Source organism: Nostoc sp. NMS9, from assembly GCF_017114995.1.
Classification (GTDB): Bacteria; Cyanobacteriota; Cyanobacteriia; order Cyanobacteriales; family Nostocaceae; genus Nostoc.
Genome location: NZ_JABXKL010000020.1, coordinates 19,476 through 42,314 on the forward strand (window position 1 = coordinate 19,476; position 22,839 = coordinate 42,314).

General features: G+C 38.0%; 19 protein-coding genes and 1 pseudogene. 8 read left to right on the forward strand and 12 right to left on the reverse strand.

The genetic code is table 11. The annotated features are described in order from the left end of the window. Window positions 1-25: 25 nt before the first annotated feature. From HWQ40_RS08110 to HWQ40_RS08120, 3 genes are all read right to left on the reverse strand, one after another. Window positions 26-430: a response regulator gene (locus HWQ40_RS08110; protein ID WP_292776431.1), complete on the reverse strand. Its 405-nt coding sequence runs from the start codon at window positions 428-430 to the stop codon at window positions 26-28. Between the two features lie 22 nt (window positions 431-452). Next, a complete protein-coding gene (locus HWQ40_RS08115; protein WP_292776434.1) occupies window positions 453-3,122 on the reverse strand; it encodes a GAF domain-containing protein in 2,670 nt (889 codons plus the stop codon). 164 nt (window positions 3,123-3,286) lie between these two features. Next, a complete protein-coding gene (locus HWQ40_RS08120; protein ID WP_292776436.1) occupies window positions 3,287-3,697 on the reverse strand; it encodes a tyrosine-type recombinase/integrase in 411 nt (136 codons plus the stop codon). Window positions 3,698-4,288: 591 nt separating this feature from the next. On the opposite strand from HWQ40_RS08120, the gene HWQ40_RS08125 reads away from it, so the two are divergent. Beyond that, window positions 4,289-4,642, forward strand: a complete 354-nt coding sequence (locus tag HWQ40_RS08125) for a phage holin family protein (protein WP_289797505.1) — start codon at window positions 4,289-4,291, stop codon at window positions 4,640-4,642. A gap of 4 nt (window positions 4,643-4,646) precedes the next feature. Here the strand turns inward: HWQ40_RS08125 and HWQ40_RS08130 are convergent, their stop codons facing one another. The 3 genes from HWQ40_RS08130 to argS all read right to left on the reverse strand — a co-directional run bounded on the left by HWQ40_RS08130 (window position 4,647) and on the right by argS (window position 7,656). Further along, window positions 4,647-5,156: a cobalamin biosynthesis protein gene (locus tag HWQ40_RS08130; RefSeq protein WP_292776438.1), complete on the reverse strand. Its 510-nt coding sequence runs from the start codon at window positions 5,154-5,156 to the stop codon at window positions 4,647-4,649. Window positions 5,157-5,164: 8 nt separating this feature from the next. Next, entirely contained in the window at window positions 5,165-5,728 is a 564-nt protein-coding gene (locus HWQ40_RS08135) for a Uma2 family endonuclease (RefSeq protein WP_292776441.1), read from the reverse strand. Window positions 5,729-5,901: 173 nt separating this feature from the next. Further along, window positions 5,902-7,656, reverse strand: coding sequence for an arginine--tRNA ligase (gene argS, locus HWQ40_RS08140; protein WP_292776443.1), 1,755 nt, complete (start codon window positions 7,654-7,656; stop codon window positions 5,902-5,904). A gap of 730 nt (window positions 7,657-8,386) precedes the next feature. Here argS and HWQ40_RS08145 point away from each other — a divergent pair. Then, complete coding sequence (locus HWQ40_RS08145) at window positions 8,387-9,220, forward strand: DUF4114 domain-containing protein (RefSeq protein ID WP_292776445.1); 834 nt, start codon at window positions 8,387-8,389, stop codon at window positions 9,218-9,220. A gap of 128 nt (window positions 9,221-9,348) precedes the next feature. Here HWQ40_RS08145 and HWQ40_RS08150 read toward each other — a convergent pair whose 3' ends face one another. Then, the gene (locus HWQ40_RS08150; RefSeq protein WP_292776447.1) at window positions 9,349-10,617 is read right to left on the reverse strand and encodes a tetratricopeptide repeat protein; all 1,269 of its coding nucleotides are present in this window, start codon (window positions 10,615-10,617) and stop codon (window positions 9,349-9,351) included. Window positions 10,618-10,813: 196 nt separating this feature from the next. On the opposite strand from HWQ40_RS08150, the pseudogene HWQ40_RS08155 reads away from it, so the two are divergent. Next, a pseudogene (locus tag HWQ40_RS08155) lies at window positions 10,814-11,050 on the forward strand (DUF711 family protein); the annotation flags it as partial. Between the two features lie 2 nt (window positions 11,051-11,052). Here the strand turns inward: HWQ40_RS08155 and HWQ40_RS08160 are convergent. Beyond that, window positions 11,053-11,721 carry a 2OG-Fe dioxygenase family protein gene (locus HWQ40_RS08160; RefSeq protein ID WP_292776450.1) on the reverse strand — a complete coding sequence of 223 codons (669 nt, stop codon included), beginning with the start codon at window positions 11,719-11,721 and terminating at the stop codon, window positions 11,053-11,055. Between the two features lie 240 nt (window positions 11,722-11,961). Between HWQ40_RS08160 and sfsA the strand changes: the two genes are divergently transcribed. Beyond that, window positions 11,962-12,687: a DNA/RNA nuclease SfsA gene (sfsA, locus tag HWQ40_RS08165; protein ID WP_292776451.1), complete on the forward strand. Its 726-nt coding sequence runs from the start codon at window positions 11,962-11,964 to the stop codon at window positions 12,685-12,687. Window positions 12,688-13,000: 313 nt separating this feature from the next. Here the strand turns inward: sfsA and HWQ40_RS08170 are convergent, their stop codons facing one another. Further along, a complete protein-coding gene (locus tag HWQ40_RS08170) occupies window positions 13,001-13,402 on the reverse strand; it encodes a fasciclin domain-containing protein (protein ID WP_292776453.1) in 402 nt (133 codons plus the stop codon). A gap of 742 nt (window positions 13,403-14,144) precedes the next feature. On the opposite strand from HWQ40_RS08170, the gene modA reads away from it, so the two are divergent. The 3 genes from modA to HWQ40_RS08185 all read left to right on the forward strand — a co-directional run bounded on the left by modA (window position 14,145) and on the right by HWQ40_RS08185 (window position 16,610). After that, on the forward strand, window positions 14,145-14,999 hold the full coding sequence (gene modA / locus HWQ40_RS08175) for a molybdate ABC transporter substrate-binding protein (protein WP_292776456.1): 855 nt from the start codon (window positions 14,145-14,147) through the stop codon (window positions 14,997-14,999). Between the two features lie 66 nt (window positions 15,000-15,065). Further along, window positions 15,066-15,674 (forward strand): DUF642 domain-containing protein, encoded by a 609-nt coding sequence (locus HWQ40_RS08180; protein ID WP_292776458.1) that lies wholly within the window; start codon window positions 15,066-15,068, stop codon window positions 15,672-15,674. Window positions 15,675-15,956: 282 nt separating this feature from the next. After that, a complete protein-coding gene (locus HWQ40_RS08185) occupies window positions 15,957-16,610 on the forward strand; it encodes a DUF642 domain-containing protein (protein WP_292776460.1) in 654 nt (217 codons plus the stop codon). Window positions 16,611-16,780: 170 nt separating this feature from the next. Here the strand turns inward: HWQ40_RS08185 and HWQ40_RS08190 are convergent, their stop codons facing one another. The 3 genes from HWQ40_RS08190 to HWQ40_RS08200 form a co-directional block, all read right to left on the reverse strand. Then, window positions 16,781-17,434, reverse strand: a complete 654-nt coding sequence (locus HWQ40_RS08190; RefSeq protein WP_292776463.1) for a hypothetical protein — start codon at window positions 17,432-17,434, stop codon at window positions 16,781-16,783. A 209-nt stretch (window positions 17,435-17,643) separates the two neighbouring features. Then, window positions 17,644-18,828, reverse strand: a complete 1,185-nt coding sequence (locus tag HWQ40_RS08195; RefSeq protein WP_292776465.1) for a hypothetical protein — start codon at window positions 18,826-18,828, stop codon at window positions 17,644-17,646. A gap of 452 nt (window positions 18,829-19,280) precedes the next feature. After that, the gene (locus tag HWQ40_RS08200) at window positions 19,281-22,166 is read right to left on the reverse strand and encodes an S-layer family protein (RefSeq protein WP_292776467.1); all 2,886 of its coding nucleotides are present in this window, start codon (window positions 22,164-22,166) and stop codon (window positions 19,281-19,283) included. 179 nt (window positions 22,167-22,345) lie between these two features. Between HWQ40_RS08200 and HWQ40_RS08205 the strand changes: the two genes are divergently transcribed. Continuing rightward, window positions 22,346-22,672: a hypothetical protein gene (locus HWQ40_RS08205; protein ID WP_292776469.1), complete on the forward strand. Its 327-nt coding sequence runs from the start codon at window positions 22,346-22,348 to the stop codon at window positions 22,670-22,672. The last annotated feature ends 167 nt before the right edge of the window (window positions 22,673-22,839 follow it).

A 22,839-nucleotide genomic window follows, 5' to 3' on the forward strand; every position in this document is an offset into this window, starting at 1 on the left:
TTGATGAGAAGGAAACAATCAAATATTATTGCTTACTTAGAGTTTGTTGAACCTCTTCAACAAACTCAAAAGGAAGATAATCATATTTATGAATGAATCGGCTTTTATTATCTTTATTGCTTTCTTGTTCAAGCTCATCATCAGTAAAATTTGTAAAAATAATAATCGGTAAATTAGGAAAACTTTTTCTAATTTTTCTATGGAGATGAACCCCCGTTCTTAATCCATCATTAGTATCACAATCTTTAAATATGTCTTCTGGTGGCATCATCACATCTAAAATTACTAGTTGAATTTTGTCATGATTATCTTCGAGATATTTGAAAGCAGAATTAACATCTTTTTTCAAAGTGGTCTCAAATTTAGAAAGTTTTAATTCTTCAACAAAGCTAGCTATTCCTCTCTCTTCATCATCAATAAAAAGAATCATCAACAGCCTCCTTTACTTACATTTAGTGTCTAGGAATAACTAAGTGAAATTCCGTTGGCTCAGTATTATTAGACAAAATTAAATCTCCTCCTAATTCTCTCATTATACTTTTAGAAATAGCGAGGCCTAACCCCGATCCTGCTACATTTTTTTTGATTGCTCCAGGACAGCGAAAACCTTCTTTAAATATGTCTTTTACAAATTCATTCTCAATACCGATTCCCCAATCTTTTAATTTAATAATTATATTTTCTTTATTTTTATCATCAATATCTATATCAATTTTAAATTGATTTTTGTCATCTTTCGCATACTTTATCGAATTCATCAATAAATTATATATAACTTGGTTTATTTTTACTTTATCTGTATTAATTTCTAATCTTAAGAATCGAGGATTGACTTTACTATAGTCAATATTTTCTATGGAGAACCCGTGGTCAATTACAATCGGACGAAGTTGATTAGTCGTTTTAATAATAACATCTCTAAAAATAAAAAATTTTTCTTTTTTAGATTTTCCAGAAATACGACCACCCATAATATATTCTAACTCTGCAACTTGGTATAAAAGTATTTCACAATCTGTCAGAATATCTTCTAGTTTTCTGTCAAAATGCTCTGAATTTATTTCTTCTTTACGTCTTTGAACAAAACTTGCATTACTTCTAATTCCAACAATAGGAGATCTAAATTCATGAGTAATTTTATTAATTATTTGCGATTTTCTACGTTCAAGTGCATTAACAACAGAGTCAACAAAACTTTCTAATACTTGCACATCTCGCTCATAAATATACTCTCTATAATCCCTTTTATAGCCTGCTTCGAGAGTTCCAATCACTTGACTTTTGAAAGGTTCAATCATAGGAATAAAAACTCTAATTAAGTCTTGATGACCATATTTATGATATATTTGCTTATCAAAGCGTGGATCTTCAATATCTGGTACTTGAATTTTTCTGCTTTTCACAATACTAGCTTGAATATCATTACTATCTAATGAATGGTTAGCTTCTTTTTTAAACTCTTCTAATTGATTATCTAAAATGCCAGTAATAAATTCTGTTTTTATACTATTGGTCTCGCGGTTAACCAAGGAAATATTAACAACTTCAAATTGTAATATGTCAGTAATGCTCTTGATGACATTTTCCATAATTTGATTGTGATTTTGATGTTCGGCAATCTGCTGTTCTTTTTGACGTAGATCGCTTAACTTTTTGTCAGATTCTCGTCTATCAATCAATATCGCAGCATAACGCGCTAATAATTCGAGATACTCTTCATCAGCTTTTGAAAAAGCATTAAGTTCTGGACTTTCAATATTTAAAACCCCTAGTCTTTTTGAACCTAATTCAACCTCAGTTCCTTTTCTAACTGGGATATTTTCTATGAATAGAGGAATGGCAATTTCCGAACGAGTATCCCGCCAATATTCTACATAAGTATCCTTCCATATAGAATCTTTTAAAACATTACCAACATTGATAGTTTTTTTGCTCTCAAGGGCTTTACCAGTAATACCTTCACCTATTTTCCATTTAGTGAGATCTTTTTTAAGAGGCCTTTTGCTTTCAATAACTTCTAACTCGCCAGTAAAGTAATTTAAGCGACTAATAGCTCCATGTCCTGAATCAAGTAAATTTATAGCACCGTCTATAAGACATTTAAAAACTTCTTTAGCTGTATCACAATTTATCATTTCTAGCATAATTTCAGTTAGCTTTTTCAACTTCTCTCTATCTTTTAAGTTTTCCTTGGTTTTTTTATTTGTTACGGCTTTATCAAAAGATAAAGCTGCATAGTTTGAGAAGCATTTAAACCCTTCTTTTTCTAGTTCTTTAAAAGAGCGATTTTCTGTAGTAAAAATATCCAAAATTCCAATTATTTCTCCATCATTAATCATTAATGGCGCACTCAGCATAGAAGTCCAGCCTCTTTTTTTAACTTCTCCATAATGCAGAAATTTTGTAGAAGCTCTAGTAATGTCGGATAAATAAAAAATACCTTTTCGGCGATAAAAATCTTGCACCACATTAAAATTTTTATCCAGTTCCAGATTTTTATATTCATCATCTACTTTGCCAGCAGTAGCTAAGATTTTAAACTTTTGATGCTTTATATCTTTTTTCCAGAGAATACAAGCTGATGCCTCAAAAAGCTCACAGGCTTTTTGAGGCAATAACTGAATAAATTCATCAGGATCAACCGTCATTAACTGTTCTGATAACTTACATAAAGTTTCCAACGGTTTATAAGGATTATAATTATAATCGAGATTTTCAATAGTGACTATTGCTCTATTAGCAAATGATTTCAACAATCCTTGTTCTTGTTTAGTCAAAGTTCCAAGTATATAAGAGAAGTGATAAATATAACCAACCACCTTACTTTCTGTTGACCACAAGGGATAACTATATACTGATTTTAAATGATACTTATCTCTAATGTTAGGATGAAGCTTTTCTTGTTTAGAAAAGACTATTTCATCCCAGAAAAGTTTTTTATTATTAATCAATCCTTCTAATTCTAGATTGTTGCTTGTACAAATCAATTGAGTAACTACTCTTGTTTCAGCATTAATAAGAGCTATAGCAAAAGTATGACAATCGATAAATTGTTTGCCAAGTTCAGTAATTCGCTTCAACGCCTCATTTTGTGTTTTGTGCTGAAACGGAATTTCACTCATATACTTGAAGATTTCATTTAAGTTAAATTTAGATATTTTGTCCGACATGATTCACCCGTCAATGATTACATAAGGAATATAAAAGAGAGCGATTTTTTTCGGGGGAGATAGGCAAGAATTAAGCAGGGGCTTTAAACATCTGACTTTTCACGGGATGTGGAAAGTCAGAATGGCCCATATCGAGAAGACTGGAAAATATAGGGACTAAGAGGATAATCGCTTTGAAGCTTGCGGAGAGAACAAATTTCTTCAGAGTAAAGAGGATGAATAGATAGAGTGCTTTTTTTAACTCGCTTCACGTAAATTGTGCGATCATCCCAATCTATTTGCTTCCATTGCAAAGATGCCGCCTCTGCCACGCACAATCCGTGACGGTAGCAAAGCAAAATTAGAGTTGAGTCTCGGTGAGCGTGGCGACCCTTGGATTTTTTGATATCTGACCACATCGCAGAGACTTCTTCTAGTAATAAATGTTCCCTAGTCCTGAGTTTGAAGTACTTAGGAGAGTTAGGCGACTGACGTTCTTGTTTTTCGGTTTTACCAACTTTCGGTGGTTGGACGGTTTGTGGTGTCATAACTCAACCCCCTGAAAAACTTGGGGTATGTGAGCTAATTTTACCAACTTACGCTCCAAAGTTGGGTTTGCACATAGACATAAAAACCTAACTTTTCCCGTTAAGTCCGAAAACCCCTGCACAGAGAGAAGCAGGAGGCAAGAGGTAGAAGGAAAAGAAAATAAGAAGTTAAGAGTCTCGCGGTACAAAGATTTTATAACTCCTGCGTCCTGCCTCCTGCCCTCTGACTTGAAAGTGCTGAGTACTGAGTAAAAATCCCAGTCCCTAGTCCCACTTTCATGCTTGGCTGTGAAACTTGTTTCATCGGGACTGCCTCCTGTCTCAAAACCTCCACCAAAAGATAACGGGAAAAATCAGGTTTTGCGCTCAACACTATTTTTTATGAATTTAATGCGGTACATCCTGCAATACGATAAAGATATACCCATTACAAGTATCTCTCTTGCCAGCACTGAAAAATTACATTGATTTTAGGCTGATAAAAGATGATCGCAACTTTAGGAGTCAAGCACAACACTCGATCGTGTTACAAATCACAACTGGCAATAGTGAAATTAATTAAACTTACTGCTAATTCCTCTAAAAAAACTTATGCAACACTTTTTATTAACTTGGCTCGGTACTGCGGTGGCGTTATTCATTACAGCTAATATCGTTCCGGGATTCTTTATCAAGAATTTTGTGACTGCCTTAATCGCAGCCTTTGTAATTGGTCTAGTTAATGCATTTATTAGACCAATTTTGCAGATTTTGACGTTTCCGATTACCTTGCTCACCTTTGGTTTATTTACATTGGTGATTAACGCCTTAGCCCTTTGGCTGGCAAGTATCCTAACTCCTGGTTCTGGTTTTGAGATTCAGGGCTTTTTACCTGCTTTGCTAGGTTCAATTGTACTAGCAATTGTTTCTAGCATCATTAACTATTTTTTGAGAGTTGTTGACTAGAAAATTAAAGAACTTTTGTAATACTAATAATATTTAAAGCTTGGGCAACAGCAAGAGTTACCGCTCCTGGTTGCCCTTGTATTTGGAAAATTTGTTTAGGAACTAAAAATTTCACTCGCAATTCCTTTATCTTTGTAAAGGGGAAAACAGTCAAAGATGTGAGTTGAGATGCTGCAAGAATAGCAGCTGCCTCTGCTACGCTAGGTGTACCTACTCGATCGTCGGTAATTGTGGCAGGGTTGGGGACACAGACAGAGCGAAGTATTTCCGCAGAAAAGGTTTTTAAGGGCAAATTGCGGAGGCGACAAAGTTTGACTAAGCCAACTTCCGAGGCTTTAGTGTCAATGGTAGCAATACCTGCGATCGCACTTGGAAAAAGTTGATTTTCTCGAAATACTTGCTCAATTGCCCGATCAATCAACTGCCATGATGTTCCCCGTTTACAACCGATTCCTACCCATAAAACCTGTTGTATTTGCTGTATTTCCTTACTCAGGCTGTCAGGGTTTGACATGATTGGGTTTACTCCAACAGCCAACCAAATAAATCTCCCACCGTCAGCCTCAACTCACTTGCAAAATCTGGCACAAGGAGTAAAGCTTCTAATTCATCCAACATGACTGGCTGTTGATTGCGGATGTACACAAATACTGTTTGTTCTTCTGGATCAATCAGCCAACCCATTTGTGTTTCATAATTCAGACAATGTAAAATATTTTTTGTAACTTTCGTTTGTCTTTGGTCAGGTGATAGAATCTCAATAGTCCAATCGGGGGCTGCTGAAAATAAATTTGCTACCCTGCCATTTTCTTTGCGAGGTATTCTCTCCCAGGTAAATACTGCTACATCCGGAATAATTGATCTGCCACCAAAAGTACATCGCAGTTCTGGATATGCTCGTGCAACTTTTTGGGGTTTCAAGATAGCATTAATAAAAATAATCAGTTCGCCTTGAATAGTGCTATGTTCTCCCTGTGCCATTGGTTTTTGAATAATTTCACCATTAATGTATTCACTAGCGGGCTTCGTTTCTGGTAGCATTAGAAACTCTGCTAAAGTTATGTTTTTTGATCGTATCCGTACCATTTGCGATCGCCTCCAAATCCTGCAATTCTTATTAAAAAACCGCAAAGTACATAAAGAAGCTTTAACTTAACTCTTACTCTGCGTACCTACCCTGCGGGAAGGCGAAGCGCCTATGCGCTACCTCAGCGTCACTACCCTACGGGAAGGCGAAGCGCCTATGCGTTAAAAAAATATTACATCCTCTCCAATACCTGAATTCCCAACAAAGATAATCCCAACTTCAGAGTTCTAGCAGTCAAATCACATAAAACTAAACGAGATGTTCGCTGCGGTTCCTCCGCTTGTAGTATGGGACAGCGATCGTAGAATTGGTTAAACTTCTGACTCAGTTCAAACAAATACTCGCATAAACGATTGGGCAGCAAGTCTTGCTCTACACTACTAATAACTTCATCCAGTTGAAGTAAATATTTTGCTAGCGCTAATTCTGTTTCATGCTGCAACAAAACGGCATTATTTCCCAACTCTTTAAAGTTAATATTACCCTTGCGGCTAATCCCATAAATCCGCGCATAAACATACAGCATATAGGGCGCAGTATTACCTTTAAGATCCAGCATTTTGTCGTAGCTGAAGATGTAGTTACTGGTGCGATTTTGGCTTAAGTCTGCATACTTCACTGCACTGATTCCAACTACCCTAGCAACTTCATTAATAAATTCTTCAGTTTCTTGGCGTTCTTCTTTTTGTAATCTAGTTTTGAGGTCAGCATGGGCACGAGAAACAGCTTCATCTAATAAATCCCGTAACCGCACACTGTCCCCAAAACGAGTTTTGATTCTTTTACCATCTTCTCCTAACACCAACCCAAAAGGAACATGCACTAATTCCACATCATCAGGAATCCATCCGGCTTTGCGTGCCACTTGGAAAAATTGGGCAAAGTGGTTTCCTTGTCCAGCATCTGTTACATAAATTATCCGCTTTGCTTCATCCTGCTGAATCCGGTAACGGAGAGATGCTAAATCTGTTGTGGCGTAGTTATAACCACCATCTGATTTCTGCACAATTAAAGGTAAGGGTTCACCTTCTCTATTTGTAAACCCTTCCAGAAAAACGCATTTTGCCCCTTGATTTTCTACCAGTAACCCAGATTTTTCTAAATCTTCCACAACTCCTGGTAGTAAGGGATTGTAAAAAGATTCGCCGCGTTCAATTAACTTGATATCCAGCAAGTCATAAATTATTTGAAACTCCTGCCGCGACTGTTCGCACAACAGTTTCCAAGCATGGAGTGTATCTTCTGCACCTGCTTGTAATCTGACGACTTCTTGGCGTGCTGTCTCTTGAAAAGCTTCATCTGTATCAAACCACAATTTGGCTTTGCGATAAAAAGAGACTAAATCACCAATATCTAAAGCATTAGCGGTGGTAAGCGCGTCTGGGTAAACTTCCCGCAGATAGGCGATTAACATGCCAAACTGCGTACCCCAATCGCCGACATGATTTAACCGCAGTACATCATGTCCTTGAAATTCTAAAATCCGGGCGATGGAATCACCAATAATCGTCGAACGCAAGTGTCCAACGTGCATTTCTTTGGCAATATTCGGACTGGAAAAATCCACAATTTCCCGCTTCGGCGTTTTCGCGGCTGGAACTCCTAGTCTGGGATCAGCTTGAATCGCGTTGAGTTGTGCTTCTAAGTATGCTGTTTTCAGTTTCAGATTGATAAATCCCGGCCCAGCAATTTCTGGCGGTTCGCAGATTTCGGATACATCTAGTTTCTCAACGATCGCACCTGCGATCGCTCTTGGTTGCTTTCCTAACTTTTTACTCAGGGATAAAGCCACATTTACCTGATAATCGCCAAATTTAGGATTGCTAGCAGGAACCAAAATTGGATCTACTCCAGCCAAGTCAGCGCCAAAAGCCGCGATTAAGGCCTGCTCTACGTGAGCTTTTAGTTTTTCTTGTGTAGCGTTCATATATAGATTTTATCTGTGAAAGGGGGAATGTAGCTCTGGAAAAGCTTGATTATTTTAACCTTAAAAGATATTCATCAAGTCTAGGCAAAGACTGTCATTTTAAGGTACAACCCCCTTAAATTGTCTCCCATCCTTGGCATAACTTCTAGATTCTGACGATACCGAAGTCGATTTTGGCAGACTACTGCTAGTTAATCAAGTCAACGAAAGCATAGTACGTAGTAAGCACTTGAGTGCTTAAAACAAAGACTAAACTTATTTACCCAGGTTTCATTGATTTGATAGATTACTACGTTTCCCAACGTAAGTACCGAGATAAACTCTGTTTGTATAGCAGCAAATAACCTTCGTCAAGCCTAAGTTGATACACCTAACAGCGCACTACTACTTATCTACCTTATTTAAATAAAAATTATTATAGATTAAGCTTTTAGCATTTCACTATAGGAATTGCACATCTTCTTTTCATAAAAAATAGAAATATTTCATCAATTTTTCATCATATATAAGTTTAATTACTAGGTACTAACAACAGTGTAACATCCGATTAAAAATAGTATTTTTTCAGTAAAAATACTTTAAATAAAGAGCTATTTGAATCTACTAGTAAAAGTAAACAAATAGATTGACTTCGCAGAAGTATAGCTGTTAGAAGTAAGAGACAAGCGAAGATAGATAGCTGCTACAAAAGCATTATCTAAATTGTATTTCCTACTTAATGGCTCATAAAATGAAACTTAATTTATTCACAGCCTTGATTGCTGCTACAGCTACCTTGACCGGATTAGTTTCCAAAGTAGAAACTGCATCTGCTGCTGATTTTAATTGGAATAGTTCATGGACTCAACCAACAATATATAGTAAGTCTAAAACTGGTTTTAACGACGCTCCTTTTCAACAATTTGTCCAAGCAGAAAGTGTTGCCCTTCCAAATAGCGGACAATTTAAATTAGACCCCAGTAAATTAAACCTAAAATACGACCACGATGTTTCTGTTTACTTTATCAATGAGGGCGCAGGTTATAGAAACCAGTTAGCCTTTGAAGCTACAGGAACTACTAACAAGTCTGGGCTGCTTTTTAATGATATTTCTTGTGAAGGGACTGGATGTGTTGGCGGCTGGGGCGGTAACGCACTAAAACTAGGTGATGGGGTCAAAGTTGGTAATGTTACCGCAGGTACTCAACTCGACTTCTGGTTAAGAGCTGATGGTTTGAACCGTGGCAACTCTGCCAATATCTTTGGTACTGACACAGCTTCTAACGCTGACGGACTACAGCACGCAGTTGCTTATGCTTACAACAACTACATCCTCCTGGCATTTGAGGATTTATACGGTGGTTTACACGCTTCAGGAGTAGATTCTGTAACTGGTAAGTGGAACGAAGGTTCCGATCGCGACTTTAATGATGTTGTCGTCGTTCTTGATGTCGGCGAGGCAAATGTTAAAGCGTTAATTGGCGCTACCGTTCCTGAACCATCTGTTACTCTATCAATGTTTGCGGTGGGAGCAGTTAGTATGTTTGGATTGCGCCGCCGCCGTCAAAGTCGCACTTCTCACTAAACTTTGAAACGGTGCTTAATATAAGGTGTATTTAGTTTAATTGGAAAATAACAAGCGATCAATCGCATTTTCACCCGTACATTTATACGGGTGATTTTACATTTGTAGTGGCATTTATATTTTATATTTTATCTATTGCGATCACGTTCTAAATCATCAATCACTTTTTGCAAATACCACTCGTCTGACATCCCAGGATGGTAATCCTGGTTTTGCTGAATCAATCGTTCGGCAATTTCCCAATATCCCCCAACCATTCGTAAAAGTCGCTGACGTAGCAGATGATATTTTTGCTTTTTTGACTCTGGACTAAATTTCTGGATTTTTTCTAGGCTACTTAAGACTTGTTGATAATTTTCCCAGTCTTCTTGTTGGCAAAAGATACTCGCCGCCCGTTGATAATCTTCCACGGCGTTTTGTATTTCTTCTAAGCAAGTATAGGCAATGCCGCGATTGTAATAAGCTTGAGCATCATCAGAATTGATTTGTAGCGCTTGGGTGTAATCTTGAATTGCACCAAGATAATTGCCCATTGCCCGATAGACATTACCTCTGGCAATATAGACTAAGACATCTTCGGGTTGCATCTGGAGTGCTTGGTTCAGATCAGCGATCGCACCTTGATGATCTCCCAAGACAGAACGTGCTTTACCTCGGTTGCGATAAACAATCGCATCTTGAAAATTTAGTCGTAATGCTTGATTAAAATCTGCGATCGCTTCTCGATAATTCCCGATTTTACAACGCACAACCCCACGACAGCAGTAAGCTTGGGCATCTTGCGGATCGGCTTTTAATACCCAGTTTAAATCGGCGAGTGCTTCTTGGGTATCTCCCTTTTCAGCCTTTTCTAATAATTGTGTAAAATAATCATTGGTGGATAAAATTGGTGCATTAGTGGAAGGCGATTGCTCAAGGGCAGGTAATTTTTGTGGTTGTAGCTGTTTAATTCGTTCCAATGACAGACGACAATTCTCTTTATCTTGTTGCTCTAGATATAACCCAGCAGCTTTTTTAAAGTTAGCGATCGCATCTTGAATATAACCCTGTTTGCGCCGCACCATTCCCCGCAGATTATAAGCAGCAGCATAATTGAGATTGAGACGAATCGCACGTTCAGCATCTTCTAGCGCCCCCGGTAAATTTTTCAGCGCTACCCTAGCCAATCCCCGACAATAATATGCTTCTATACTCTCAGGATTCAGCTTCAGGGCTTCGGTATAATCTGAAACAGCTTTCAGAATTGCGCCTGAGTCATAATGTGCTAAACCCCGTTGCAAATAAGCTTCGCTAAAGTAAGGTGTCAGTTGTAAAGCATGGTTAAATTCCTCAATTGCTCCCGCGTAATCTTTTCGCCTAGCCTTTTCCAATCCTCTATTGTAGAATTCATCATTCATGACATTTGTTTGGTTGATTCAGTTAATTGAATTCCAGCAGGCTTGTTTCGTAGCCTAATCTATGCATTCATCTTCATATTTTAAGTATATTTCATAGTTTTTGTGAAATAAAACCAACACACTACCCTAACTTTTGATAAATGGAATATTGTACACATCCAGATTTGGGAGTTCAGTTTAGTGAAAATATCACTAATCAAATTTATTATTACATTCAGCAGTTTGTGGCTATGGATTTTATACAGTTACGATTCCAGGTGATATCACAATAGAAAAAATTACAGCTTTATTAATTGATATGGCAACTTTAGCCATCAAGTTAGATAAACCACTATCAGCACGATTATTTCCAATTCCAAATAAAAAAGCTGGGGAAATGACTACATTCAATTCCCCATATCTCGTAGATTGTAAAATATTTACGGTTGACTAAAATTATTCTGAAAGCAAGCTGGGAGAAGTTAGCACAAAAACATCTCTACTGCCCTGAGCATGAATCTGTGGTTTGATAGGAGTGGTAAAGTGGAAAAAATCATGATCGTTGACTAATAAGAGTTCTCCCGGATTTAGAACTTTGCTAAACACAGGCTTTTCTTTTTTGCCAGTATATAGATGTGTTTCTCCACCTTGAATATTATCTCTATCTACTGAAAATATACTAATAAAATCAGTACCATCTTGATGGATACCTTCAGGTGCTGGATTACCCAAATTATCTGCCGAACAAATAGTTCTAATTTGATGAACTCCGATTTCAGCTTCAGGATGAAGTTTACAAGAATCACTAAATGCTAAGACAAGATTCTTAAAAATATCAAGTTCTATAAGTGCATCTTCTAATTCTGGAAACTCTCTTTTTATGTCACCCACTAATGGATTGTAATCTTTACTTTGAAAGAGGTAGCCATGAGGTAATTTGATTAAATGATTTCCAGAAACTGTGAACCGAGATAATCTTCTGGAACGATAATTGCCTTTGATATAAGGGTCAATAGGCATATTACTAAAAAATGGCTTAAAACCTTCTGGATTGATTGAAGTTACTTTTCTTAGAGTAAACAGAAAAGCATATTCTAATTCCGTTGCTGTCCACACTTCTTGCATAGGATTTACCTCCTTGCACATTGAAATTCTCCCAGTTTTTTTATGGGAGGCTTGTAATATTTAGTATATGCTACTTTTTATTACTATGTTGTCAATTTAACTACAAAAGTTGACAATCCATGATATATAAAGTTCCTCAAATTCTGTCACAGGGCGGAGTCGCTGCTGAAAAAATTTGCAGATATGGGTTCGGTGGGTAAAAAATTAACGTATATTTACAAGCAGCAACAAGGTTCAATAATGATAGATTGGCTTTACTCTTACCCTGTTTTGTATCCCGGTATTTTGCTCAAGCGTTACAAGCGGTTTTTTGCTGACGTTCAACTTACTTCTGGCGAAATAGTGACAGCACACTGTCCCAATACAGGGCCAATGACTGGAGTATCGACTCCTCAAAGTGCGGTACAGCTTTCCAAAAGCGATAATCTTAACCGTAAATTGGCTTACACTTTAGAACTAATTCAGGTACATGACAATGAGCCAACTTGGGTAGGCATAAATACTTTTTTGCCCAATCGGGTGGTAAAGCTAGCTTTGGCGAAATACCTTTTCCCGGAATTGGGCAACTACAGCCAAATCAAGGGCGAGGTAGTTTATGGGCTAGATAAAAAAAGTCGAGTAGATTTTTTTTTGACGGGGAGTGATGAGGAACGCCCGATTTATTTAGAAGTGAAAAATACAACTTTGTCTGAGGGGAGATTAGCCCTATTTCCTGACACGGAGACTACAAGAGGGCAAAAGCACTTGCGAGAACTGATGGCGCTGTTACCTTTAACTCGTGCGGTGATGCTTTACTTTATCAATCGCGGTGATTGTATCGAGTTCTCCCCTGGCGATCGCACAGATCCTGTATATGGTAAATTATTACGGGATGCGATCGCTCTCGGTTTAGAAGTCTTACCTTGCCGTTTTGACATTTCCCCCGAAGGTATCCGTTATTTGGGTTTGGCAAAACTAAAAATTTGATTACATCTAATTAAGAGAAACTAGTACAATGTCTAAGTTAGTAATGAAAAGTTTGTAGTAAGCACTTTAGTGCTTAGAAAATTAAGGACTAAAGTCCTTACTACGAACTTGATTACCCATCAATTTAAACTTGACAGACTACTAGCAATTGCAACGTTTTTACACGTATAAAACAACAAATCCATCTAGATGCTGTCTAGATGGATTTGTTGATAGTTGATGTTTACTAAAAAACATTCAACCAGACTGTAATGAAGAAACGACTATAGGTAGTCGCCACCTCAGAAATAGCGTTCGCTATTCTGAGGTTTGGTTATGCAGGAATCAAAACTGTGTCAATGACGTGGATGACACCGTTATCAGCAGCAACATCTGCTGTTGCAACTGTTGCATCATTAATCTTAACGCCATTAGAAGCGTCAATTTTTACATCTGAACCTTCAACTGTTTTAGCTGTCTTCAGCTTAACTACATCAGCAGCCAGTACCTTGCCTGAAACAACATGATAGGTCAAGATTTTCTTGAGCTTTGCAGGATCTTTCAGTAATGCGTCTACAGTACCTGCTGGAAGCTTGTTAAACGCTTCGTCAGTGGGTGCGAAGACGGTGAATGGTCCAGCACCTTTCAGTGTATCTACCAGACCAGCCGCTTGGATTGCTGCAACTAGTGTCTTGAAAGAACCATTGTTAGTAGCAGTGTCAATTATGTTAGCCATGTGTTTTACCTATTTCTGTGTAACTTGTTACAAATCTAAACTATTTGTTTAATAAAATCCATCTATCATTAGGCGTATGTCAAATCAATTTTTTTATTGGTAACATAAAAGTTTATATATTTTTTTATACAAATAAAGAATTATATGTACATCGTCTAGGCGGATGAGTTATTAGCACTGCTGGATGCGCTCACGATTTTTTTTACGCAGTGCTAGAGGCGATCGCATCCAAAGATTGTCAGGGCAGCACTTACAATACCAATAAAGTTAGCTAAATGGATGATTAAAAATATTTAGTTGGTATAAATAAAGCTTTAGATATTTAGGAGCAATCTAAAAATTTTATAGCACAATCCATACTAGATAAACAAATCAGAGCTATTTAGAGAATTTAAATATACTTGCATTAGCTTTTTGTCAGGATTTATTGACCAAAAAAGTTGGTAATAAGCGTATTTAACTGATATTATTTCATCACTAAATACATTTCACTCGCTGTTTGTGTAATTCCACTTGGAAATAACAAACGGGCGATCACACCAATGCTTTTAGCAATTGTGATTGGCCGGGCCGTTTATTTCCAGAATTTATGATGCGTAAGATTTACGCCAAAACCTTCTCTAACTCCCATTTATCTATATCCTCTACCTTCTGTGTGGTTAGTATTTCTGTTGACTGTACGTAAGTCAGGTATGTCAACAATGAGACTTTTAGGTAATATTTTCCCCAAACTATAACTTTCATGAACAGAAGAAGACTTATTGCTTGGATTGCTACAGCAGCTAGCAGCATGATGCTGGTAATAGGCTTGCAGTTCCTTAATTTATCACCAGCAAGCTCTGTAACGACACTTAACGTGTATGCAGCTGTCAGTTTAACAAACGCGCTGAATGCCATTAAGACTCAGTACCAAAATGCTAACCCAGGAGTCAACGTTGTTTATACGTTTGGTGCTTCTGGTACTTTACTGAGTCAAATACAAGCAGGAGCACCAGCAGATATTTTCATTTCTGCTGCTACCAGCCAAATAGATGTATTGCAGAATTCAACCCCAAGTAAATTGGTTGCAGCTAGTCGTAAAAACGTTGTCAAAAACCGTCTAGTTTTGATTGCGCCTACCACACCTCCCGTTAGTGCTGGTAGTGCTACTCTCACTAGTTTCAATGGTTTGACCAATGCCAACATTACTGGTATTGCCATAGGTGACTATACAGGTACTCCTCCAGTTGTGCCAGCAGGAAATTATGCCAAACAAGTTCTCACTAGCCGAGGTATTTTCACTACTCTCAGTTCTAAATTATACCGTGCTAGTAATGTGCGTAACGTTTTAACTGCTGTTGAAAATAAAACTCTTCTAGTTGGAGGTGTAAATAAAACTATCAATGCAGGTGTTGTTTACAAAACTGATGCGGCCATTTCTAACAAGGTAAGAGTAGTACAAACTGCCCTCACAACAGAGAGCGATTCGATTGTTTATCCACTGGGTATACTCACCAGAACTAAAGTTTTAACGACGGCACAGAGTTTTTCTAACTACTTAAGTGGTAGTACAGCTCAGAATATCTTCAAAAATACTTACGGGTTTATCCTGCCTTAATCACCAGAAAGTAAATCAATCAAGTACTCGTTGTCGTGAATTTTGAACTATTTGGAGTTATGTCTTGTGAAGTTCACTAAAAAACTCTCAATTATTGTTTGTGGTTTGACTACTGCTTTCCTTCATACTGCTGTGATTACTAATACTTATAAGTCAGCAGCACAAGCTGAAAGACAAGAACTGATTATCAACGGGGGATTTGAATACGACTCTCTTATAGATCCAACTAATCCCGAAACTACAAATCCTAATGTTACAGGATGGGTTAAATCTGGTAATTCGACAGACACATTAGGTACTAAAATTGACAATTTTCCTAATACTGGTAAGCAAGGATTATCGCTTGGTGGATTTTCAGCCATTAGCTACATATCGCAGACTATCCCTACATTTCCTGGTCAACTCTACAAACTTACTTACTATCTTGCATCGACAGAAGAGGCACCCGATCTGAATAACAAATTTAAGGTTTTTATAGGTGGAAAAAAAGTTTCTGTTCAAAACAATACACCTTACCAAGCCTACACAAAATACACGTTAAATTTTAGAGCAAAAGGAAGATCCACCGAAATAAAGTTTGGCTACCAAGCCAAGTATGCGTTTTTATATTTGGATGACGTGAGTGTCAAAGCTACACCTGAAATCAAGGGAAAAACTATAGGGATGACCCCGTGATAGATGATGGGGATGAATAAACCAAAGGTAGAAGCCTAAGCAATGTCTGGCTCAATAGTGTCAATAATGCCACTAAAATTCATCTGATTTAAAAACTCCATAATGCGTTTGTTGAGAAAAATTGCCTTGGGTGTATGAATCATTATCCACATCTATAGCTAACTCTTATAAACCAGAAGAAAGTGTTCATTTTTATTGACACTACTGAAAGCCAGCCAGCATGGATGTAACTATCAACTTATTTTCATTGTCAAAATTTAGAATTATTTGGAGTCAAGTTTCATGAATTTAACTAAAAAACTCTCAATTATTGTTTTTAGTTTTACTACTACCTTAATTAGTACTGCTGTGATTACTAATATTTATAATACAGCAGCACAAGCGGCAGAACTTGTTAAAAACGGAAGCTTTGAACTCGATCCCCTCGTAGATCCTAACAATCCCAACGCTACAAATCCGAATATTACAGACTGGACTAAGTCTGGCGATCCGATGGATATATCAGGGATAAGAATAAGCAATTTTCCTCAGCATAATAGTGGTAATCAGGGCTTATCACTTAGTGGATTTATAGGTCTTAGCTACGTATCACAGACACTTTCTACACAACCTGGTCAGAAATACGAACTTAGTTACTATTTAGCATCTATAGATGAGGCCCCTAACCTTGATAATCAATTTCAGACATTTGTAGGTGGAAATAAGCTTTTTGATCAAAAAGACATTTCTTTTCAACTATACACGCAATATAAGTTCAATTTCACGGCAGATGCATCATCCACAGAGTTAAAGTTTGGGAATTGGGATAAATATGAATTCTTATACTTGGATAATGTGAGTGTAAAACCTGTGCCTGAGCCATCAACTATTGGAGGAATAGCAGTTACTGCTGGTTTATTGGGAATATGGCTGAAGAAAAAGAAAGCAATTAGCTAGAAAGAACAGCCCTTTTTTTACCTTTTGGAAAAGAACAGATCATAAATCCCTCAAACTACTGTGCGGTAGTTATGAGGGATTTGCTCATCTTCTACTAAAAGTTATTCACTGAATTCCACCAACTATTCATTTTTGTCTTACCTCAAGTCCCTTAGTCAAAAATGTAGTTATTACTCAAGTTTGTCAATAAAAGCGGAACACTGCTCATATTGAGTATTAGGGCATGAGTGTACAATTTCCCTTATTGAATGAAAAGCATCCGAAAACTCTATTTTAAAATCTGGATTTACCCCCATAAGGTAGAGATGAAAATTTGTTGGTTTTTTCTTGGCTATTTCTTGAGCAATGTTCTGAATTTGTTTGATTGTTGACTTGTCATTGGTTCCTTCACTGACAATAAATGCATGTAACTCTTGCTTTTCATTAATCAATCCCTTGACTCGATTGATTGCTTGAATCAAGGCTTGATCGTCAGAGCGGATTACTTGCAAATCTTTTTCAATATCTCGAAGAGATCCTTGTGAGGATACACCATAGATATTAGATATCTGCCGATCTTTCAGAATATCTACATTCATGGGATATTCTAAATTGGTACGAGAAAATTTGTCGTTTATGTCCGTTACAAAGTTTACTGCTTTTTCGGTCTTGAGTTCATAAGCAATGTAGACCTGTATCTGGGGTTTGGATTGCGATGAAATAAAGCTTAATTTAGTAAGTCCAAACAAAGAAATTACACTACTGAAAATACCTACTTTAATCATCACATTTTTAGTAATAAAATTATTAAAGTTGCTTTCTCTATTCCGTGATTTTCTGTTCATATTTAACCTCTTAATAGTTCTAGTCATGTACCGATTACTGAAAGTTTTTGGTAAATTTTCCGAAATTATTGTTAGAATAAAAAGTATCTTCAAGATACCTTCTGTAATAGAGTTGTCACCTAATAAGATGCATTCTAAAACCCTTAACTTATGAATCTTTAAAGTTAATAAAATGTTATTAAGCGACAAGTCTAATGCTCAAAGCGCAGCTAATTTATCTGCTCTTGCGGTTTTTTATGTCCATTGCTGGATAAGGGATAATTTTGAATTTGCTGAGAAGAGCTAGATTCTAGAGATTTAAAGGATGTTTTCATTAAATATGCCCAGCGTTCATACTCCAACCGAGCATTTTCTTTTGCCTCGGAAAGTAACTCTTGCTGTTTTATCAGTTCCTCTTGAAGTTCCTCCACTCTCTTATCAGTAGCTTCAATTTTTCTCTTATGCAGTTCGTTGTTCACAGCTATCTTAAAATCTTCTTGAGGGTTAAGGATATCTTTTAGATGGTCATTCAGTTCTTGCACCTTTAATTCTTGTTCATGTAAATGCGAAGCCTCTTCTAATCCTGTAGTCCATGCCAGAGCAATATTTGCTGTTGCAGAAAGAGCAGATGCCCCAAATGTTGCTATTTGATAGATAGTTTGCTTGGCTAAACTTGTTTGAAGAATACTTATTAATCCTGGAAAGGCAAAGCAAGTTTCCAAGATAATGAAGCCTAGTCCAATCCATAATGTTCTATCACCTTCTATAAATCGTAGCCACCAAGCAACTGTTTCAAAGCTGGTTGCATCCTCAGAAATAGGTTGAACAGTAAATTGTTTACTGCGTTTTCCTAAAGATGACATTGTTGCTTTAATGGATAATGTAATACCCACAGCAGCAGATAGATTCAATGCTGCAATTGGATATTGAAAAGCTTTTAAACGTTTTAGCTCTACATCAGAATGCTTGTTTAGCCCCAAAAAAAGTGAGTAAGAAAGCCCAAATACTAACAGCCAATGCCACCAAGGTCTTTTGTAGGGTACAAGCTTAGAGAGGCGTTCATATTCCTCTCTTCGCAAAGGTTGTATAGCACTTTCTGCTGCATATTTCTCTTTTCCTAAAAGTGTGATTTCTTGTTCCAGAGATTCAATTTTATCAGATAGTTTCTTAGCATTTTCAGATGCTGGTACTACACTTGCACCCCATTGCATTAATAGCATGGGATTTTGGTCTTGCAAGGTTTCTATTGTCGGTTTGTAGAAATTATCTGCAAAGATATTTTCTCTGGAGACATTACCTTCATGAAAACCAATTTTCGGCGTATCAAACCAATTAATCTGTTTATTTTCTTTAGAAGCACTGCTTCCAGATCGCTGACTGAGAGAATTAATAAAATTGCTAAGTAATTGCAGCATATTTTTAGATACGGGAAATAACGCAACAATTACTACAACAAAACGTAATAGAACAATTACGGGAAAAGTATGTAAAAAATTGAATAAATATAACTATACGAAAATTTACACTCCTTAACTTTTAGCGATAACAAGCCGATCTTAAGGAATGATAAAGAGACTACAAAGTAGACTAGATAAGAATAATAGTACGTATACTCTAGTGAAAATTGGGTGGTTTTTGGGTTGTGTTGCAAAACCTCTATTAAGGGCAGATAGCTGGATTATTTGCATCTCTAAAGTACTTTCGGACTATGTTGCACTTTTTATGCATTTCGGCTCAATCTTCAGTTCATCAGACTTAGTTGTTTGCCTAAATGCATTGGATATGCTCGAAGGTGTTGGAAGTCTAAGATATCCCGTTCTGCAAGGATATATTCATTTTTTAGTTGGAAACGGTATAACCTGGTTTCTTAGAAACAAGAAGCAGGAGTAAGCCAGGAACTATGAGGCAAAGCTGTCGGCGCATCAGCCGTGAGTACAACTTCACCTTTAGTATTTCTCACCCACCCTTGCGCTTCCACAATTGGCGCTGGACTGGAACTATTTGCCTGATTTGAAACATTTGTACTAGAGTGGTTTTCGCCTTTTGGGTTGAGAGTTACCCAATCTAGTTGAACTGCATCAGGAGTGAGGGGTTCGGTTCTGGGATTCGGTGGTAAGCCACCGCGTCCGGCGATCGTAAAACTACTTTGATTTTGTGCTGTACGCACCTGACAGACTTGCGACACTTGAGTATTGACTGGTACGGCTGGTAAGTTAATTAATCCTCGATAAGGGTCAACATTGAGTGTGTTAATTTCTACAATGCCGCTTAAATCAGGTCTTGTTTGGGAAATTGCTGTAATATCATTTGTCTGAAGTTTACGCGGGTCTGGGTCTGGATCATTAGGGCGCAACCTTTTAAGGTCTTCGCTAGTTAGTGAGGCAATTCCAAAAATCTTAGTAGCGTTGATTTTGACTATTCCCCCATTACCATTGTAGGCATTGGCAGTGATGTCGCTGTTTTCATTTGGTTTAGCGGCGATAAAGCCGTCAGGGGCATTAATAGTGATATTACCACCATTTCCACCCTGTTGATTAGTGCCTGCGGTAGCAGATATCTGGCTGTTGCCGCTTAGTAACAGTAAATCTAGGTCGTAGAGTGTAATATCACCGCCATTACCAGATGCGGTTTCAGCAGTGATTTCCCCTCGATTGTCTAAGCGAATGAAAGGAGATCGTACCTGAAGCTTGCCTGCACTCCCTGACCCTTGAGAGCGAACAAACAAGCCACTGTTAAGAGACTCATCCTCAACGAGACCCCCAACACTTCGGACAAGCCGTTTGAAAGGAGCACTGCCAGATATAGTCACCCTATCAGTAGCATTAACTGTGATATCACCTGCAAAACCACTGCTGCCTGTAAAAGCATTGGCAAGGATTTGTCCACCATTAACTGCTTCCAAAGTATTCGCGTTCACCGTGATATTGCCAGCATTTCCCTTACCTAGAGTGCGGGCATCTACAACCCCATTGTCTGCTACCCGGAAAGCATTGGTCTTAATAATGATGTTTCCTCCCTGACCCCCTTGAGTGGTACGTGAAAATAATCCACTTGCCGTTCTATAATTAATGTCAACTCCAAAAATGTTAACAGCATCAGAAGCATTAACTTCTATCTCTCCACCTTTTCCTTGACCAAAAGAAGCACTAGATATTTGTGCGCCATTTCCTACAATTAACTGCCTAGTAATAATTTTTAAGTCTCCGGCATTGCCAAACTTTTCTGTTTGAGTAGATAAAAAACTAGGGATTTGCTGCCTTTTGGATGATATTCCTGTTCCTTGTAATTCCACCAAATCACTAGCAGCCACAAATAAATTTCCTCCCTTTCCTTGACCACGACTAGCAGTTAATACTTGCGCCCCATTCTGGACACTCAAGCGTCTGGTATTAATTGTCAAGTCTCCAGCATCTCCTGCACCGTAAGTTTGAGAGAACAAGCCGCTATCAGCACCAATTAGTTCCACAGAATCGGTGGCGGTTACAGTCAAATTTCCCCCCTGTCCCTCGCCTGAAGTAGAAGTTGATACTTGCGCTCCATTCTGAGAACTTAACCTTCGAGTGGTAATTCTCAAGTTTCCAGCATTTCCAGCACCTAGAGTTTGAGTGAACAAGCCGCTTGTTGTTCCTGCTAGTTCCACAGACTCCGAGGCGCGAACGGTAAGCTTTCCCCCCTGTCCCGTCTTACCTAAGCTATTAACTCTGATAAATGAGTCATCCCCTTGGATATTCAACTGTCTAGTTTCAATCGTCACATCTCCTCCGGTTACAGTTGCTGTTGATAAAATATCGGCTTTAATCCGCGAACCCTCAGTGAGAGTCACCGCCTTTGTTGTGTGGACAAGCACCTCTCCGCCTGGCTCTGTACCTGTTGTATCGGCAAAAATCCGTGAGCCTTGAGTTAGAGCCAAATTATTGCTCTGAATCTGAACATCACCACCGCTAGCACCAGTAACAGCGACATACGCTTTGTCTTTCAATCCAATATCGCCAAAATAATTGACAGAGGCGTACCCCAGTACCCAATCGTTATCTTTCTGGTTCAAGCTCACTTCTTCAACACCAGCCACACTACCTAGCTCAATCCGTCCTCCTGGAGCTGCCAAATTCGCTTGATTTAAAGCTGCTCGTTCACCTCCCTGCAACGTTACATCACCACCCACGAGTGCTAAAGTTTTACCAGGTTGCACATTTAGGTCAGATCCTTCTACACGAATCTCTCCTGCTGTTCCCTCAAATTGCAAGCCAATGGGAACATTTACTGTTAGCAGAGGTGTGTTTTGGGGAGGAAACGCGCTAAAAAGAGCGCCATCTGCAAATTTGAGGCGGTTTGCTGTAGTTGCGATGAAAGAACCCTTAATGTCCAATTGGGCATTAGGCCCAAAAATAATTCCATTGGGATTGAGAAAAAATAAGTTAGCAGAACCATTGGCTTTAATCAAACCGTTAATAAGAGAAGCAGAACTACCTGTGACGCGGCTGATGATATTTTGAACATCTAAAGCGTTGTTGAAGTAAGCCTGACTGCCAACGGGTACAGAAAACTGCTCAAAACTGTGGAATAGATTACTTCCAGCTCGAGTTCCTCCTTCAATAATTCCGGTATTCTCCTTGAATGTGGAATTATTGGGTAAAGTCCTATCAGGCGTAATTTGAGCAAAGGCGCAATCCCAAGCATTGACGTATGCGCCACTAATAGCTAAAGAAATCATTAGCCTTAAAAGCCAGCACGAACCGCGTAAGTTTTCAGTCATTTGATGAATTTCCCTTAACAACAGAAATAATCAGGGATTTTTGTGCTGTTTGGACAGCATAAATTATAAAGTTTTGTGAAGAAATAGCACAATTGGCAGAAAAATTTATGCTGCAACTTGGGTTATTAAACAGAGGTGATTATTACCTCTAAGGAAAAACAATCAATTGGGTAATTACTATGCATCATTCCTTGAAAATAAAAATCCTGGATTTAGACCATGTTGAATCAATTGTTGAGCAGGACATTACAGATGTGGAGGCTGAAAAAATTGTAGGAGGATCGTCATTTATAGAAGGAACAGTATGCGATCCCAATGACCTTTACTGTCTAATGAATGTACCTGTTATAAAAGACGATCCTCTTCCTCCGTGTGCTCAGGCTTTTCCCGATAATGAGACTAGATTTACGGAAATCGCATCTAAATTATCCTTGACAAAAACTTCAATTAATGTATTAACAGAAAAACTAGATTTATCGCTTGGTTTAAGTAAGTCGGCGTTATAAAATCAACTATCTAAGGAAATTAAAGGACAATATAGTCGTTTTTTAACCCTTAAGTGGCTGCAGAGCAAAACTTAACACTTAAGGGAGTTTGAGAGATTTGAATACGATTGGCTTTGCTACTGCTCGGCGATCGCTCTAGCTCCTGCACAATAGAATAATAAGCATTC